At 61.4% G+C, this 16,402-nt stretch carries 16 protein-coding genes and 1 pseudogene; 8 read left to right on the top strand and 9 right to left on the bottom strand.

The genetic code is table 11. From position 1 onward, the window contains the following. Positions 1 to 5 precede the first annotated feature (5 nt). On the bottom strand, positions 6 to 869 hold the full coding sequence (locus tag PspCFBP13509_RS06625; RefSeq protein WP_065926714.1) for a YicC/YloC family endoribonuclease: 864 nt from the start codon (positions 867 to 869) through the stop codon (positions 6 to 8). 204 nt (positions 870 to 1,073) lie between these two features. On the opposite strand from PspCFBP13509_RS06625, the gene rph reads away from it, so the two are divergent. Together rph and PspCFBP13509_RS06615 are read left to right on the top strand one after the other, a co-directional pair. Further along, the gene (gene rph, locus PspCFBP13509_RS06620) at positions 1,074 to 1,796 is read left to right on the top strand and encodes a ribonuclease PH (protein WP_027608286.1); all 723 of its coding nucleotides are present in this window, start codon (positions 1,074 to 1,076) and stop codon (positions 1,794 to 1,796) included. Between the two features lie 22 nt (positions 1,797 to 1,818). After that, positions 1,819 to 2,187: a DUF4870 domain-containing protein gene (locus PspCFBP13509_RS06615; RefSeq protein WP_027608287.1), complete on the top strand. Its 369-nt coding sequence runs from the start codon at positions 1,819 to 1,821 to the stop codon at positions 2,185 to 2,187. A 58-nt stretch (positions 2,188 to 2,245) separates the two neighbouring features. Here the strand turns inward: PspCFBP13509_RS06615 and PspCFBP13509_RS06610 are convergent, their stop codons facing one another. Further along, positions 2,246 to 3,025, bottom strand: coding sequence for an exodeoxyribonuclease III (locus PspCFBP13509_RS06610; protein ID WP_003195493.1), 780 nt, complete (start codon positions 3,023 to 3,025; stop codon positions 2,246 to 2,248). 82 nt (positions 3,026 to 3,107) lie between these two features. On the opposite strand from PspCFBP13509_RS06610, the gene pyrE reads away from it, so the two are divergent. Then, the gene (pyrE, locus tag PspCFBP13509_RS06605; protein ID WP_074847982.1) at positions 3,108 to 3,755 is read left to right on the top strand and encodes an orotate phosphoribosyltransferase; all 648 of its coding nucleotides are present in this window, start codon (positions 3,108 to 3,110) and stop codon (positions 3,753 to 3,755) included. Positions 3,756 to 3,817: 62 nt separating this feature from the next. Here the strand turns inward: pyrE and argB are convergent, their stop codons facing one another. From argB to coaBC, 4 genes and pseudogenes are all read right to left on the bottom strand, one after another. Beyond that, positions 3,818 to 4,723 (bottom strand): acetylglutamate kinase, encoded by a 906-nt coding sequence (argB, locus tag PspCFBP13509_RS06600; protein WP_015886532.1) that lies wholly within the window; start codon positions 4,721 to 4,723, stop codon positions 3,818 to 3,820. Between the two features lie 18 nt (positions 4,724 to 4,741). Beyond that, positions 4,742 to 6,163 (bottom strand): annotated as a pseudogene (locus tag PspCFBP13509_RS06595) (phosphomannomutase/phosphoglucomutase); the annotation flags it as partial. Between the two features lie 241 nt (positions 6,164 to 6,404). Beyond that, positions 6,405 to 6,860 carry a dUTP diphosphatase gene (dut, locus tag PspCFBP13509_RS06590; RefSeq protein WP_065926712.1) on the bottom strand — a complete coding sequence of 152 codons (456 nt, stop codon included), beginning with the start codon at positions 6,858 to 6,860 and terminating at the stop codon, positions 6,405 to 6,407. Between the two features lie 5 nt (positions 6,861 to 6,865). After that, positions 6,866 to 8,074 carry a bifunctional phosphopantothenoylcysteine decarboxylase/phosphopantothenate--cysteine ligase CoaBC gene (gene coaBC, locus PspCFBP13509_RS06585; protein WP_027608291.1) on the bottom strand — a complete coding sequence of 403 codons (1,209 nt, stop codon included), beginning with the start codon at positions 8,072 to 8,074 and terminating at the stop codon, positions 6,866 to 6,868. Positions 8,075 to 8,217: 143 nt separating this feature from the next. Here coaBC and radC point away from each other — a divergent pair, with 143 nt between their 5' ends. Continuing rightward, positions 8,218 to 8,892 carry a RadC family protein gene (gene radC, locus PspCFBP13509_RS06580; protein WP_065926711.1) on the top strand — a complete coding sequence of 225 codons (675 nt, stop codon included), beginning with the start codon at positions 8,218 to 8,220 and terminating at the stop codon, positions 8,890 to 8,892. A 28-nt stretch (positions 8,893 to 8,920) separates the two neighbouring features. Here the strand turns inward: radC and PspCFBP13509_RS06575 are convergent, their stop codons facing one another. Further along, entirely contained in the window at positions 8,921 to 10,513 is a 1,593-nt protein-coding gene (locus tag PspCFBP13509_RS06575; RefSeq protein ID WP_065926710.1) for an ABC transporter substrate-binding protein, read from the bottom strand. A 458-nt stretch (positions 10,514 to 10,971) separates the two neighbouring features. Here PspCFBP13509_RS06575 and rpmB point away from each other — a divergent pair, with 458 nt between their 5' ends. After that, complete coding sequence (gene rpmB, locus PspCFBP13509_RS06570; RefSeq protein ID WP_003176907.1) at positions 10,972 to 11,205, top strand: 50S ribosomal protein L28; 234 nt, start codon at positions 10,972 to 10,974, stop codon at positions 11,203 to 11,205. Positions 11,206 to 11,216: 11 nt separating this feature from the next. After that, entirely contained in the window at positions 11,217 to 11,372 is a 156-nt protein-coding gene (rpmG, locus tag PspCFBP13509_RS06565; protein ID WP_003176906.1) for a 50S ribosomal protein L33, read from the top strand. 70 nt (positions 11,373 to 11,442) lie between these two features. Here rpmG and PspCFBP13509_RS06560 read toward each other — a convergent pair whose 3' ends face one another. Then, positions 11,443 to 11,805, bottom strand: a complete 363-nt coding sequence (locus PspCFBP13509_RS06560; protein WP_027608294.1) for a cupin domain-containing protein — start codon at positions 11,803 to 11,805, stop codon at positions 11,443 to 11,445. Positions 11,806 to 12,035: 230 nt separating this feature from the next. Between PspCFBP13509_RS06560 and PspCFBP13509_RS06555 the strand changes: the two genes are divergently transcribed. Both PspCFBP13509_RS06555 and PspCFBP13509_RS06550 read left to right on the top strand, forming a co-directional pair. Then, entirely contained in the window at positions 12,036 to 13,529 is a 1,494-nt protein-coding gene (locus PspCFBP13509_RS06555; protein ID WP_027608295.1) for an aldehyde dehydrogenase, read from the top strand. Between the two features lie 147 nt (positions 13,530 to 13,676). Further along, complete coding sequence (locus PspCFBP13509_RS06550) at positions 13,677 to 14,819, top strand: MFS transporter (RefSeq protein ID WP_137211716.1); 1,143 nt, start codon at positions 13,677 to 13,679, stop codon at positions 14,817 to 14,819. A gap of 12 nt (positions 14,820 to 14,831) precedes the next feature. Here PspCFBP13509_RS06550 and PspCFBP13509_RS06545 read toward each other — a convergent pair whose 3' ends face one another. Continuing rightward, entirely contained in the window at positions 14,832 to 16,397 is a 1,566-nt protein-coding gene (locus PspCFBP13509_RS06545) for a phospholipase D family protein (protein ID WP_065926708.1), read from the bottom strand. Between the last annotated feature and the right edge of the window lie 5 nt (positions 16,398 to 16,402).

Genomic DNA, 16,402 nt, shown 5'->3' with positions numbered 1-16,402 from the left:
TTGCCTTACTCAATATTCTGTACTTGTTCGCGCATCTGCTCGATCAACACCTTGAGGTTGACCGCCGCCGTGGTGCTGCGCGGATCGAAAGCCTTGGAGCCCAGTGTATTGGCTTCGCGGTTGAGTTCCTGCATCAGGAAGTCCAGGCGCCGACCAGCGGCGCCGCCGGACTTGAGCACGCGGCGCACTTCGAGGATGTGGGTGCTCAGGCGATCCAGTTCTTCGGCGACATCGCTCTTCTGCGCGAGCAGCACCATTTCCTGCTCCAGGCGCACGGGGTCGAGGTCGGCCTTCATGTCGGTGAAGCGGTCGAGGACCTTCTGGCGTTGGGTGGCGAGCATCTGCGGTACCAGCTCGCGCAAGGTGACCACGTCTGCTTCGATCGACGTCAGGCGCTCGTTGATCAGTCGGGCCAGTTCGGCGCCTTCACGCTCGCGGCCAGCCTTGAGTTCCTTCAATCCCTGGGTGAACAGGGCGAGGGCTTCGGCGTTGAGGGCTTGCGGATCGGAGGCGTCGGCCACCAGCACACCGGGCCAGGCCAGTACTTCCAGAGGGTTCAGTGCGGCGGGCTGCTTGATCAGGCCGGCGACGGTTTCGGCCGCGGCGACCAGTTGCGCAGCGCGCTCGCGGTCTACCTGCAGCGGCTTGCCGGTGGTTTCTTCGGTAAAGCGCAGGGTGCATTCCAGCTTGCCGCGGGAGATGCCCTGGCGCAGTGCCTCACGCACGGCGCCTTCGAGGTCGCGGAAGGATTCCGGCAGGCGCAGGTGCGGCTCCAGGTAGCGGCTGTTGACCGAGCGCAGTTCCCAGCTCAGGGTGCCTTGGGCGCCGGCTTTTTCGACGCGGGCAAAGGCGGTCATGCTGTGCACCATGGAGGTACCTCGCGATGCAGTCCCGCGAAAGCGGGCTGATGGGTAAATTGAAGCCGACAGGCTGCGAAGGCGCGGGATTGTAGCGCAGTGGGGCGGGCGCGCCCAAACCCTGGGCATTCGTAACCAGATTTTTAGCAGTGCCCCGAATCGGCTCGCGGCTCTATAATGCTCGGCAGTTTTTCGTCCTCAGTACAGGTATCCCCTATGAAACGTCCAAGTGGTCGCGTTGCCGATCAGCTCCGCTCGATCCGCATCACCCGCAACTACACCAAACACGCCGAGGGATCCGTACTGGTCGAGTTTGGCGATACCAAGGTTATCTGCACCGTCAGCGTTGAAAATGGCGTGCCGCGCTTCCTCAAGGGCCAGGGCCAGGGTTGGCTGACCGCCGAATACGGCATGCTGCCGCGCGCCACCGGCGAGCGTAACCAGCGTGAAGCCAGCCGTGGCAAGCAAGGCGGCCGCACCCTGGAAATCCAGCGCCTGATCGGTCGCTCCCTGCGCGCGGCCCTGGATATGACCAAGCTGGGCGACGTGACTCTCTACGTCGACTGCGACGTGATCCAGGCCGATGGCGGTACGCGCACCGCCTCCATCACCGGCGCCATGGTGGCGCTGGTCGACGCGCTTAAAGTCATCAAGAAGCGCGGCGGCCTGAAAGGCGGCGACCCACTGAAGCAGATGATCGCCGCCGTATCGGTGGGCATGTACCAGGGCGAGCCGGTGCTGGACCTGGATTACCTGGAAGACTCGGCTGCCGAGACCGATCTGAACGTAGTGATGACCAGCACCGGTGGTTTCATCGAAGTGCAGGGCACCGCCGAAGGTGCGCCATTCCAGCCGGCCGAGCTGAACGCCATGCTGGCCCTGGCCCAGAAAGGCATGACTGAGATCTTCGAACTGCAGAACGCCGCACTGGCTGACTGAGTACGCCTCAAGGAGAAGCGCCATGAATGACAGCCAAATGCCGGTGCCTACGCCTTCCTACGAGGTGCGTCAGGGGGCAATGTTGTGCCATCTTGCTGCGTTCCTGGGGTTTGTATTCCCCTTCGGCAGCGTCGTGGGGCCGCTGATCCTGTGGCAGATGAAAAAAGAAGTGGATCCGTTCATTGACGACCAGGGCAAGGAGGCACTGAATTTCCAGATCACCGTAGCCATCGCCTGGATCATTTGCATCGTGCTGGCCTTCGCGGTCATTGGGTTTTTCCTGATGACGGCCTTGGTCATCGCAAGCGTGGTGCTGACGATCATCGGCGCAATCAAAGCCAACAAAGGGATCGCCTATCGCTATCCCTTGACCTGGCGCCTGGTCAAATAATCGACACCCACAAAAAAACCGACAGCGATGTCGGTTTTTTTGTGCCTGGATAAAGACCCTAGATGGTCAGTGTCCAGTCGTAGTCCACGATCAGCGGCGCGTGCTGCGAGAAGCGCGGCTGGCGCGGCAGGCGTGCACTGCGAACGAACCGGCGCAGACCCGGGGTCAGCAACTGGTAGTCGAAGCGCCAGCCCAGGTTGAGCATCTCAGCCTGTTCATTGTCTGGCCACCAGCTGTACTGGTCGCCTTCGCGGCTGACTTCGCGCAGCGCATCCACATAGCCCATGTTGCCGACAATCTCGTCCATCCAGGCCCGTTCCGGCGCCAGGAAGCCCGGGGATTGCTGGCTGTCACGCCAGTTCTTGATATCCAGCTTCTGTTGCGCCACGTACAGCGAGCCACAGTAAATGTACTCGCGACGTTTGCGTCGCTGTTTATCCAGGTAACGGGCGAAATCGTCCATTAGCTTGAACTTCTGGTTCAAGTCTTCATCGCCGTTCTGCCCCGAAGGAAGCAGCAAGGTCGCGATGCTGACCTTGTCGAAATCGGCTTGCAGGTAGCGCCCGTAGCGGTCGGCTGTCTCGAAGCCGAGGCCGCTGATGACCGCCTTGGGTTGCAACCGCGAGTACAAAGCCACGCCACCTTGGGTGGGCACTTCGGCATCGCAGGCATAAAGGAAGTAGCCATCCAGTTGGAAGGCTGGGTCGTCCAGTTCAAAGGCGGAGGCGCGGGTGTCCTGCAGGCAGATGACGTCGGCATTCTGAGCTTGCAGCCAACTGAGCAAACCACGCTCGACTGCAGCCTGAATACCATTAACGTTCACACTGATGATCCGCATAAATGGCCCCAAAAATCGCGTGCGTGTATGATACACGCCGTCTACCTAATTAGCTAAATCCGTGGTATCTGAGGCTTTTTTCATGCAGGCGTATCAACGCGATTTCATTCGTTTTGCCATCGATCGCGGGGTTTTGCGCTTCGGTGAGTTCACCCTCAAGTCCGGGCGCACCAGCCCGTATTTCTTCAATGCAGGCTTGTTCAACTCGGGTTCGGCCCTGGCTCAGTTGGGGCGCTTCTACGCGGCAGCCATCGTTGAAAGCGATATTTCCTTCGACGTGCTGTTTGGCCCGGCCTACAAGGGCATCCCCCTGGCCGCTGCAACAGCCGTGGCCCTGGCGGAACATCATGGGCGCGATCTGCCATGGTGCTTCAACCGCAAGGAAGCCAAGGCCCATGGCGAAGGCGGCAGCCTGGTGGGCGCGCCGCTTACCGGCGATGTATTGATCATCGATGACGTGATCACGGCCGGTACGGCTATCCGTGAAGTGATGCAGATCATCGCGTCCCAGGACGGCGCCAAGGCCGCCGGTGTGCTGATCGCGCTGAACCGCCAGGAGCGTGGCAACGGTGAGTTGTCGGCGATCCAGGAAGTGGAGCGTGATTTCGGCATTCCAGTGGTCAGCATCGTGTCGTTGAACCAGGTGCTGCAGTTCCTGGAAGACGACCCGCAGCTCAAGCAGCACTTGCCGGCAGTTAAGGCGTATCGCGAGCAGTTCGGCGTTCAGTAATCGCCGAACCATAAAAAAGCCCCGCTCAACCAGGTTGAGCGGGGCTTTTTGTTTTCAGCGTTTTAAGGGCGCTTGCGGTTACTGATCAGCGTGCCCACACCCGTATCGGTGAAGATTTCCAGCAGGATTGCATTCGGTACACGGCCATCCAGGATCAGCGAGCTGCCGACGCCGCCTTGCACCGCTTCCAGCGCGCAACGGATCTTCGGCAGCATGCCGCCGTAGATGGTGCCGTCGGCGATCAGTTCGTCCACTTGTTGAGTGGTCAAACCGGTCAGCACCTTGCCTTCCTTGTCCATCAGGCCGGCAATGTTGGTCAGCAGCATCAGCTTTTCAGCCTTCAATGCTTCGGCCACCTTGCCCGCCACCAGGTCGGCGTTGATGTTGTAGGACTCACCGTTGGCACCCACGCCGATCGGCGCGATCACCGGGATGAAGTCGCCCTTGACCAGCAGGTTCAGCAGGTCGGTGTTGATGCCGATCACTTCGCCTACCTGGCCGATATCGATGATTTCCGGCTGGGTCATTTCCGGCGTCTGACGGGTAACGGTCAGTTTTTTCGCGCGGATCAGCTCGGCGTCCTTGCCGGTCAGGCCAATGGCGCTGCCGCCATGACGGTTGATCAGGTTGACGATGTCTTTGTTCACCTGGCCGCCGAGGACCATCTCCACCACGTCCATGGTCTGCGCGTCAGTGACGCGCATGCCATCGATGAAGTGACTCTCGATCGACAAGCGCTTGAGCAGGTCGCCGATCTGCGGGCCGCCGCCGTGGACCACCACGGGGTTGATTCCCACGGCTTTCATCAACACGATGTCGCGGGCAAAGCCGGTTTTCAGCTCGTCGCTTTCCATGGCATTGCCGCCGTACTTGATCACCAGCGTCTTGCCGACGTAGCGTCGAATATAAGGCAACGCTTCGGACAGGACCTTGGCGGTGTTGGCAGCGGCTTCGCGTTCGAGGGTCATTCAGGGCTCCGGTAAAAATCAGAACGGTAATTGGAGATCAGGGGCAACACGTTTCAACTGGGCGTGGAACACGTCCTTGATGCGCTGCAACTCAGCCTCGGTATCCGCCTCGAAACGCAGCACCAGCACCGGTGTGGTGTTGGACGCGCGAACCAGGCCCCAGCCCTTGGCGTAATCGACTCGCACACCATCAATGGTGGTCAGGTGGGCGCCTTCACCCCATTGCGCATCGTGCAGTGCGTCAATGATGCTGAATTTGCTCTCCTCGGTCACATGGATATTGATCTCTGGCGTAGAAATATCATTCGGGAAGGTCTGAAACAGCGAATCGCAGGTGGATTTTTCCTTGCTGAGGATCTCCAGCAGACGGGCGGCGCTGTAAATGCCGTCGTCAAACCCGAACCAGCGCTCCTTGAAGAACACGTGGCCGCTCATTTCGCCGGCCAACAGCGCGCCGGTTTCCTTCATTTTCTTTTTGATCAACGAGTGACCGGTCTTCCACATTAGCGGACGGCCACCATATTCCTTGATCAGCGGGGTGAGGCGGCGGGTGCACTTCACGTCGAAAATGATCTCGGCACCCGGGTTGCGTGCCACCACATCGCGGGCGAACAGCATCAGCAGGCGGTCCGGGAATACGATCTCGCCGGTTTCGGTCACTACGCCTACACGGTCGCCGTCGCCGTCAAAGGCCAGGCCGACGTCAGCACCGGTTTCCTTGACCTTGGCGATCAGGTCCACCAGGTTTTCCGGCTTGCCTGGGTCCGGGTGGTGGTTGGGGAAGTTGCCATCGACTTCGCAGAACAGCGGGATCACTTCGCAGTTCAAGGCTTCGAGCAGCTGCGGGGCGATCACGCCGGCCGCGCCGTTGCCGCAGTCCACCACCACTTTGAGGCGGCGTGCGAGTTTGACGTCGCCGGTGATTTCATCAGAGTAGCGCTGCAGGATGTCAACTTTGGTGATGCTGCCTTTGCCGCTGGTCAGGTCGTTGGTCTTCAGGCGGGTGTGCAGGGCCTGGATCTGTTCGTTGGCCAGGGTGTCGCCGGCGATGACGATCTTGAAGCCGTTGTAGTCCGACGGGTTATGACTGCCGGTCAGCATTACCCCGGATTTGCCGGCCAGTACATTGGCGGCGTAGTACAGCGCGGGAGTGGGCACCAGGCCCACATCGCTGACATGGCAGCCGCTGTCGGCCAGGCCCTGGATCAGTTGTTCCACCAGTTCCGGACCGGACAGGCGACCGTCACGACCGACCGAGACGTTCGGCTCGTCCTGGGCCAGGCTCTGGGAACCAATGGCGCGGCCAATCCAGTAGGCGGTTTCGGCGGTCAGGGTCTTGGGGACTACGCCACGAATGTCATAGGCGCGAAAGATGCTGTCGGGGAATGTCGGGGCTACTCGGGCTGCGGTACTCATCGCGGGGGGAAACTCCATCTCAAGGGGGGCAAGGCTGGCCTTAATGTGGCTGACCGGCAGGCTCAAACTGAAGGGTATGACGGTGTTTTCGGCAGAGAGTTCGTGGTGCAAAAGTGCCATCGGAGCTTGGCCCCTGTCTTTATTCCTGCGTAATGCATTGATTTCAAATGGGAAATCTCGCTGATAAAGTCCGCGCATTCTTCATCCTGAAAAGCCTTGCGGGGGCATCGAGCCGGGCAAAAGCGCCCGGCCAGGTTCAGCGTAGTCAGTGACTGCCGGAATGCCCAAAACCGCCTGCGCCGCGTTGGGTTTCGTCGAAATCCTGCACCAGTTCGAAGCGCGCCTGCACCACCGGCACCAGTACAAGCTGGGCAATGCGCTCGCCGACAACGATGTTGAACGCCGTCTGGCCACGATTCCAGCACGACACCATCAACTCGCCTTGGTAGTCCGAGTCGATCAGGCCTACCAGGTTACCCAGCACGATACCGTGTTTGTGGCCCAGGCCGGAGCGCGGCAGGATCAGCGCCGCCAGGCCCGGGTCGCCGACGTAGATCGACAGGCCGGTGGGAATCAGGACGGTCTGGCCCGGTTCAAGGACGGTGTCTTGCTTGAGCATGGCGCGCAGGTCCAGGCCGGCGGAACCTGGGGTGGCGTAGGCCGGCAGCGGGAATTCGGTGCCGATGCGGGGGTCGAGGATCTTGGCTTGCAAAGCGTGCATGGAAATTAAACCTGGTTCAGCCGTTGGGCGATAAAAGAGATCAGTTGGCGGGCAATCTTGCCTTTGCTGGTCTGGGCGAAAAGAGTGGCGTGCAGCTCGCGGTCGATCACGCTGCAGGCGTTTTCCTCGCTGTTGAAGCCGATGCTCGGGTTGGCGACATCATTGGCAACGATCAGGTCGAGGTTTTTGTCTTTCAGTTTGCGTGCGGCGTAGTCCAGCAGGTGCTCGGTCTCGGCGGCAAAGCCGACACTGAACGGGCGGTCCGGACGCGTGGCGATTGTGGCCAGGATGTCCGGGTTGCGCACCATTTGCAGGAGCAGCCCGTCACCGCTCGTAGGGTCTTTCTTGAGCTTTTGCGGGGCGACGACTTCAGGGCGGTAGTCTGCAACCGCTGCCGAAGCGATAAACAGGTCACAGGGAATGGCGGCCTCACAGGCGGCCAGCATGTCCCGGGCGCTGACTACGTCGATTCGCGTGACGCGATCGGGGGTCGGCAAGTGCACCGGACCGGTGATCAGGGTAACGCGTGCGCCTGCCTCGACCGCGGCTTCCGCCAAGGCAAAGCCCATTTTTCCTGAGCTATGGTTGGTGATGTAGCGTACCGGGTCGATGTTTTCCTGGGTCGGGCCGGCCGTAATCAGCACGTGCCGGCCGGTCAGGGCCAGGTGCTGGAAGCATTCGGCGGCGCACAATGCCAGGTCGGTGGCTTCGAGCATGCGGCCCATGCCGACATCGCCGCAGGCCTGGCTGCCGGAGGCCGGGCCGAACACCTTGAGGCCACGACTTTGCAGGAGCTGGGTGTTGGCCTGGGTCGCCGGGTCGCGCCACATGGCCTGATTCATGGCCGGGGCGATGGCGACGGTGGCGTCGGTGGCCAGTACCAGGGTGGTCAGCAGATCATCGGCAATGCCTTGTGCCAGGCGCGCGATCAGGTCGGCGGTGGCTGGGGCGATCAGTACCAGGTCGGCCCACTTGGCAAGTTCGATATGACCCATGGCGGCTTCGGCTGCCGGGTCCAGCAGGTCCAGGTGAACCGGGTGACCGGACAAGGCCTGCATGGTCAGCGGAGTAATGAACTCACTGCCGCCGCGGGTCATGACCACGCGCACTTCAGCGCCCTGGTCGAGAAGCCTGCGGACCAGCTCTGCGCTCTTGTAGGCGGCAATGCCGCCGCCGACGCCGAGAACGATGCGTTTCCGATACAGACGCTGCATTGGTTTGCCTTTCCAGTTCAGTGAAGCCAGTTCAGTGACGCCTGCGATGCCCCCTCCCCAGGTGAAATCGCACGCAAAAAAGAGGGCCTACGATAACACAGCGCCCGCCCCGCAACAGCGGCGCACATGCACAGGGAGGTGGAATGAGTATTCGTGATTGGCCGGCGGCAGAGCGGCCGCGAGAGAAGCTTTTGGAGTGGGGTGCTGCGAGTCTGTCCGATGCTGAATTGCTGGCGATCTTCCTGCGCACCGGGGTAACCGGCAGGAGCGCGGTGGATCTGGCGCGCCATCTGCTGGCGCAATTTGGCGGTTTGCGCCCGCTGCTGGAAGCCAGCCAGGCGGTGTTCAGCCAGCAATTGGGCTTGGGGCCGGCGAAGTTTGCGCAGTTGCAGGCGGTACTGGAAATGTCCCGGCGCCATATGGCCGAACGCCTGCGCAGCGATTCGGTGCTGGAAAGCCCGGTGGCCGTGCGCAATTACCTCAAGTCGCTGTTGCGCCATGAGCCCCATGAAGTTTTCGGCTGCCTGTTTCTCGATTCAAAGCATCGGGTGCTGGGGTTCGAAGTGTTGTCCGAGGGGACCATCGACGCTGCCGTGGTCTACCCGCGGCAAGTGGTCAAGCGCGCCCTGGCCTATAACGCGGCGGCGTTGATTCTGTGTCACAACCATCCTTCCGGGAGCGTGGAGCCCAGCGCGGCTGATCGAAAATTGACCAAGCTGCTGCAAAAGGCCCTGGAAGTGGTGGATGTGCGGGTACTGGATCACATCATCGTGGGGGACGGTGATCCGTTGTCGATGGCGGAATATGGCTGGATGTAAGCCCGCCCCCTGGGGGCGGGCCTGGTTCTCAGGGCTTGACGCTGACCTTCGAGAAATCCTGGCGCCCGAACGGGCTCACCTGGTAGCCCTCGACGCTCTTGCGCGCCAGGGCGAACGCCGTCGGGTGCGCCAGCGGCAACCACAGCGCCTGTTGCTGGATCTGCGCCTGGGCCTGCTGGTACAGCTTGCTGCGTACACCTTGTTCGCTGGTGGTCTTGCCGGCGCTGATCAGCTTGTCCAGCGTCGGGTCACAGTAGCGGGCGAAGTTGGTGCCGGATTTAACCGCCGCGCAGGAAAACTGTGGGGTCAGGAAGTTATCCGGGTCGCCGTTGTCGCCGGCCCAGCCCATGAACAGCAGGTCGTGTTCACCCGCTTTGGCGCGGCGAATCAGCTCGCCCCATTCGATCACGCGGATCTCGGCCTGGATGCCCACCTTGGCCAGGTCCGCCTGCAGCAGTTGCGCGCCGAGGTTCGGGTTAGGGTTCAGCAGGCTGCCGGTGGGGCGCGTCCAGAGGGTGGTCTTGAAGCCGTCCTTGAGACCGGCACGGTCCAGCAAGGCCTTGGCCTTGGCGAGGTCCTGTGGATAACCCGGCAAGTCTTTGGCGTAGCTCCAGGTATTGGGCGGGTACGGGCCGTTGGCGGCTTCGGCGGTGCCTTCAAACACCGCCTTGAGGTAGCTGCCCTTGTCGAAGGCCAGGTTAATGGCCTGGCGCACCTCGGGCTTGTCCAACGGTGGGTGCTGGCTGTTGATGGCCACGAATGCGGTCATGAATGCTGCGGTTTTTTCTACCTTGAGTGCGGGGTCCTTTTCGGCCTCGCCCACATCCAGGGGCTTGGGCGACAGGGCGATCTGGCATTCGTTGCGATGCAGTTTCTGCAGGCGCACGTTGGCGTCCGGGGTAATGGCGAAGATCAAGTTATCCACAGCCGGTTTGCCGGCAAAATAGTCCGGGTTGGCCTTGTAGCGCACCACGGCATCTTTCTGGAAACGGCTGAAGATGAACGGCCCGGTGCCGATCGGCTGGCTGTTGAGCTTCTCCGGCGTGCCGGCCTTGAGCAGTTTGTCGGCGTATTCCGCCGGGTAGATCGAGGCAAAGCCCATGCTCAGGGCCGCGAGGAAGGTGGAGTCGGCGTGATCGAGGGTAAAGCGCACGGTCAGCGGGTCGAGGGCATCGATCTTCTTGACCAGCGTTGGCAATTGCAGGGACTGGGCGTGGGGGAAGCCGCTCTGGGCGATCTTGTGCCACGGGTTGGCCGGGTCGAGCATGCGTTCGAAGCTGAAGCGCACGTCTTCGGCGGTCAGGGTGCGGCTTGGGGTGAAATACTCGGTGCGATGGAATTTCACGTCCGGGTGCAGCTTGAAGGTATAGGTCAGGCCATCCGGCGAGACGTCCCAGCTGTCCGCCAGGCTGGGCACCAGTTTGCCGCTGGCCGCGTCGTAGTCCACCAGGCGATTCATCAGCACATCGGCCGAGGCGTTGGTGGTGGTCAGCGAGTTGTATTGCACCACATCGAACCCTTCGGGGCTGGCCTCGGTGCAGACGCTCAAGTTGCTGGCGGCAGAGGCCAGCGGCGCGATAAATAGAGGGGCTAGCAATAGCGGTAGGGCAGCGAGGCGCATGTTCGGTTTCCTTTGCAGATCGAAGGCCCATCTGCGAGTGCAGTCTGGAAAAGCCCTACCGTAGTGGTCTGGTTGATAAATGACTAGCCCATTTTTGCCTGTGCTTTTGCTTCAAATACTGTTTTGATGGCACCCCAGCGCGTTTCGCTGTGCGCTTTATTGCGCGCGCGAGTGCTGTAAATCATTCTGTGCGACGAGCGGTCGGTTGTTACAGCGGCCCCTCCTGGCAACGGTTCGGGCGTCTGTCGCCGAGATTTACGCCGGTAAAAATACACGGGCTGTTGTTGCACATGGGTCTTTCTGGTATAAAGCAGCGCTCTTTTCTAGGGGCCCGGTTCCTTCGCTTGTAGGTGTAGCCGGTAAGACCCTAAAGAAACGCGGCGCCTGGCGCCAAATGACTGAGAGATTAAGCGGCCAACCCATGCCGGGTTGGGCATGTGGTTTTAGAGGGCTGAGGCATGTCGAGAGTCTGTCAAGTTACCGGTAAGGGTCCGGTGACTGGGAATAACATTTCCCACGCAAATAACAAAACCCGTCGTCGTTTCCTGCCGAACCTGCAGCATCACCGCTTCTGGGTTGAAGAAGAGAAACGTTTTGTTCGCCTGCGTGTATCTGCCAAAGGCATGCGTATTATCGACAAGCGTGGCATCACTGTCGTGCTGGCCGAAATCCGCGCCGCTGGCAAGATCTAAGGAGCTCTATCATGCGTGAATTGATTCGAATGATCTCTAGCGCCGGTACTGGTCACTTCTACACTACCGACAAGAACAAGCGTACTACCCCGGACAAGCTCGAAAAGAAAATGTTCGACCCGCGCGTTCGCAAGCACGTGATCTACAAAGAAGGCAAAATCAAGTAATTGATTTTCCTCCTTGTGAAAAAAGCCCGTATCTCACGATACGGGCTTTTTTTTGCGTCGGATTTACTGATCAGGCTTTCTGCTCGAACACCACGTAGATCTTGCGGCACGGCTCCAGCACTTCCCAGGTGCCGCTGAAGCCGGCGGGGATCACGAAGCGGTCGCCGGCACGCAAGGTCTTCGCATTGCCCTCGGCGTCGCGCAATACAGAGACGCCCTGCACGATCTCGCAATACTCATGCTCGCTGTAGTTGACCTGCCACTGCCCGACCTCACCTTCCCAGACACCGGCGTTCATCTGGCCGCACGGGCTGTTGTAATGGTTGTACACCGTTTGTTCGGGATCGCCCTTGAGGATTTTTTCTGCGGCAGGGCGGTAGCGGTCTGGGGCGGTGTTGGCCTGGCTGAAGTCGACGATGTCCTGGATGCTCATGTGCGTGTCCCGTCTGGCCTGCGGTTGGAGAGCCCAAAGTCTATGTTTATTAAAATGAACATCGCAAGGGCGTTTACCGCGGTTATGTCAAATATATTGAAACATCCCTGGCCGCTGGTTTAGGGTGGCAGCTGCCTTTGAGCCGAACAGCTGGCTGGCGGGCAAGCATTCTTTGAGGCTGCCGGGGGACATCGCCTGGCCCTTGTATTCAATAAGAGGAGGACACTCGCATGACCACCCTGACCCGTGCCGACTGGGAACAACGCGCCAAGGATCTGAAGATCGAAGGCCGCGCCTACATCAATGGCGAATACACCGCTGCTGTTTCCGGCGACACCTTCGAATGCATCAGCCCGGTCGATGGTCGCCTGCTGACCAGTGTTGCCAGTTGTGACGCCGCCGATGCCCAGCGCGCCGTAGAAAATGCCCGCGCCACCTTCAATTCCGGTGTCTGGTCGCGCCTCGCGCCGGCCAAACGCAAAGCCACCATGATCCGTTTCGCCGCGCTGCTCAAGGCCAATGCCGAAGAACTGGCGCTGCTCGAAACCCTGGACATGGGCAAGCCGATCAGTGACTCCCTGAACATTGACGTACCCGGCGCGGCAAATGCCCTGAGCTGGAGCGGCGAGGCAATCGACAAGATCTACGACGAAGTCGCAGCCACCCCGCACGATCAGTTGGGGCTGGTGACCCGCGAGCCGGTCGGCGTGGTGGGTGCCATCGTGCCGTGGAACTTCCCGCTGATGATGGCCTGCTGGAAACTCGGCCCGGCGCTGTCCACCGGTAACTCGGTGATCCTCAAGCCGTCCGAAAAATCTCCACTCACCGCCATCCGCATCGCGGCCCTGGCCGTTGAAGCCGGTATTCCGAAAGGCGTGTTCAACGTGCTGCCGGGCTACGGCCACACCGTCGGCAATGCGCTGGCGCTGCACATGGACGTCGACACACTGGTGTTCACCGGTTCGACCAAGATCGCCAAGCAACTGTTGATCCGCTCCGGCGAATCGAACATGAAGCGTGTATGGCTGGAAGCCGGCGGCAAGAGCCCGAACATCGTTTTTGCCGATGCTCCGAACCTGCAAGCCGCTGCCGAATCCGCTGCCAGCGCCATCGCCTTCAACCAGGGTGAAGTCTGCACTGCCGGTTCGCGCCTGCTGGTGGAACGTTCGATCAAGGACACCTTCCTGCCGCTGGTGATCGAGGCCCTCAAGGGCTGGAAGCCCGGCAACCCGCTGGACCCGGCGACCAACGTCGGTGCCCTGGTGGACACCCAGCAGATGAACACCGTGCTGTCGTACATCGAAGCCGGCCACACTGACGGCGCCAAGTTGGTGGCGGGTGGCAAGCGCATCCTGGAAGAGACGGGCGGCACCTACGTCGAGCCGACGATTTTCGACGGTGTAACCAACGCCATGAGAATCGCCCAGGAAGAGATCTTCGGCCCGGTGCTGTCGGTGATCACCTTTGACGGCGCCGAGGAAGCGATCAAGATCGCCAACGACACCCAATACGGCCTCGCCGCTGCGGTGTGGACGTCGGACATTTCCAAGGCGCACCTCACCGCCAAGGCTCTGCGTGCCGGTAGCGTGTGGGTCAACCAATACGACGGCGGCGACATGACCGCACCGTTTGGCGGCTTCAAGCAGTCGGGTAATGGTCGAGACAAGTCGCTGCATGCGTTCGACAAGTACACCGAGCTGAAGGCGACCTGGATCAAGCTGTAAGCAACACCGCAGGCAAATGTGGGAGGGGGCTTGCCCCGATAGCAGTGTGTCAGGCACTAACAGTGCTCAATGATCCACTGCAATCGGGAGCAAGCCCCCTCCCACACTGTTTTGTGTGAACCCATGATTATCCACAGGAGCGTGGCAATGCGTTGGGCGACCTATTTCGCCGTCCTGGCCTCGGTGCTCAGTGTCGGCCTGGCCCTGGGCGTCAGCATGCCGCTGGTCTCCCTGCGCCTGGAGGGCTGGGGCTACGGCAGTTTCGCGATTGGCGTAATGGCCGCCATGCCGGCCTTTGGCGTATTGCTCGGCGCCAAGGTCTCCAGCCGTCTGGCCGCCTGGCTCGGCACCGCGAATCTCATGCGTCTGTGCCTGTGGGCTGGCGCGGTGTCCATCGGTTTGCTGGCCATTCTGCCCAGCTACCCGATATGGCTGGCGTTGCGCCTGATGATCGGGGTGATCCTGACCATCGTGTTTATCCTCGGTGAAAGCTGGATCAACCAGTTGGTGGTGGAGCAGTGGCGTGGCCGGCTGGTGGCGCTGTATGGCTGCAGTTATGCCTTGAGCCAGCTCTCGGGCCCGTTGCTGCTGGGCCTGATCGGCACCGGCCATGACTATGGCTTCTGGGTCGGCGTTGGCCTGCTGGTGGTGGCTCCGTTGGCATTGCTGGGTCGCTCTGGTGCGCCCAGTGCCGAATCGTTCAGCGTGACCTTCGCGGATTTGTGGCGCTTCTGCCTGAGCCTGCCGGCGATTGCCTGGGCGGTGGCGCTGTTCGCCGCGTTTGAGGCGATGATCCTGACGCTGCTGCCGGTGTATTGCCTGCAACAGGGCTTCACTGCCGAAATTGCCTTGACGATGGTCAGCACGGTGGTGGTCGGGGACGCGCTGCTGCAGCTGCCCATCGGGGCACTGGCGGATTATCTGCCACGACGCACGCTGTTTTTGAGTTGCGCACTGCTGTTGCTGGCATCGAGCCTGGCGGTTCCGTTGCTGATGCACACGCTGCTGATCTGGCCAATATGGGTGCTGTTCGGCGCCAGTGCCGGCGGGTTGTTCACGTTGTCGCTGATCCTGATCGGCGAGCGTTATCGTGACGATGCGCTGGTGCGTGCCAATGCCCACATCGCGCAGTTATGGGGTATCGGTTGCCTGATCGGCCCGCTGGTGGCCGGCGCCGGCAGCCAATGGATCAGCGGGCACGCGCTGCCGTGGCTGATGGCGGCCGGGGCCTTGGGCTTGGTGGTGCTGTTGCTGCGCCAAGGCGCATTCGGTGCTGCTCAGCCGGCTTGATCCTCGCTGTTCCTAGAGCATGCGTTCCAGGCCGACCGAGGTGGCGAACCAGGCATTGAACCGTCGCCACCAACTGCCCGGTTCACGGGTCAGGGTGTGCAGTTGGCCGTTGTCCTCGGTCACCCATACCACGTTGCCGTCCTGCAGTTTCGCCTCGTAGCTCAGGGCCGGCGCCATGCCTTGCAGGGCGAGATTGCGCACGTGTTCCGCCAGTTCGGGGCTGTCCACCAGCACGCCGACCTCGGTGTTCCACAGCACGGAGCGCGGGTCGAAATTGAAAGAGCCGACAAACGATTTTTGCCGATCAAAGATCATCGCCTTGCTGTGCAGGCTCGAGTCCGAGCCGCGGAACGTGCCTCGACGAAACAGGTGCGGGCCGCTGCCGCCGCCGTCACCCGGTTGGCGGCGTAGCTCGTAGAGTTTTACCCCGTGCTCCAGCAGCGCCTTGCGGTACGGTGCATAGCCGCCATGTACGGCAGGCACGTCGGTGGCTTCAAGGGAGTTGGTCAACAAGCTCACCGATACGCCCGCGTCGGCGCGCCCCGTCAGGTACACCAGCCCGGGCTGTCCCGGCACGAAGTACGCCGAGATCATCATCAGTTCATGGTTGACGCCTTCCAGCTCCGGGGCCAGTTGCGTGGTCAGCAGCAGGTGCGGGTCCGGGTCGGCCTTGGACAGCACCTTGCTGGGTGCGTCCCACAACGCCTGGTTCCAGGCCCAGATCAGTTCGCGGCGCCAGATGTCCATGCGCGGCTGGGTCTGGTAGGTGCGCAGGCGCGCGTACAGCGCGTGCTTCTGCTGGCGCGATTCGGCCAGCGACGCCTCCAGGCTCAGGCGCGCGGCGGCCAGGTCACCTTTGGAGGGCGTATTGGAGACGAAATCATCAATGGGTTTGCTCAGGGCGCTGTTCCAGTACTGATCGAAACTGTGCCCGAGTTGCTCGGCCACCGGCCCCACGCTGAGCATGTCGATATCGGTGAAGTTCAGGTTGGGTTCGGCGTCGAAATACTCATCCCCCAGGTTGCGCCCACCGACGATGGCCACGCTGTTGTCCGCCAGCCACAGCTTGTTGTGCATGCGCCGGTGTTGCAGCGACAGGTTGAACAGGCGGCCCATGGCGCGCGTCACACCGGTGCTGCGTCCCAGGTGCAGGGGGTTGAACAGGCGAATCTCGATCTTGGGGTGGGCGGCGAGGGTGGCGATGATCTGGTCGAGGCCGTCGCTGGTGGTGTCATCCAGCAGGATGCGCACGCGCACGCCACGGTCGGCGGCCTTGAGCAGTTCATCCACCAGCATCCGCGTGCTGATGCCGTCGTGGACGATGTAGTACTGCAGGTCAAGGCTGGTCTGGGCATTGCGGATCAGCTCGGCGCGGGCCATGAAGGCTTCGCTGCTGTTGGGCAGCAGGCGAAAACCTGAACGACCCTGGTAAGGCGCGGCCTGGGCCTGGATCGAGCGGCCGAACGACGATTGGGCGGCCGGCAGGGCATCGCTGGGTATGCGCGGGGTACTCACCGTGGCGCAGCCGCTCAGGGCCAGGGCTCCCAGCAGGAAAAACGGTAAAAGCCGTCGAATCATCAAGG

The organism is Pseudomonas sp. CFBP13509 (assembly GCF_005233485.1).
Taxonomy (GTDB): Bacteria; Pseudomonadota; Gammaproteobacteria; order Pseudomonadales; family Pseudomonadaceae; genus Aquipseudomonas; species Aquipseudomonas marginalis.
This window is presented reverse-complemented; position numbering and strand designations above follow the sequence as displayed.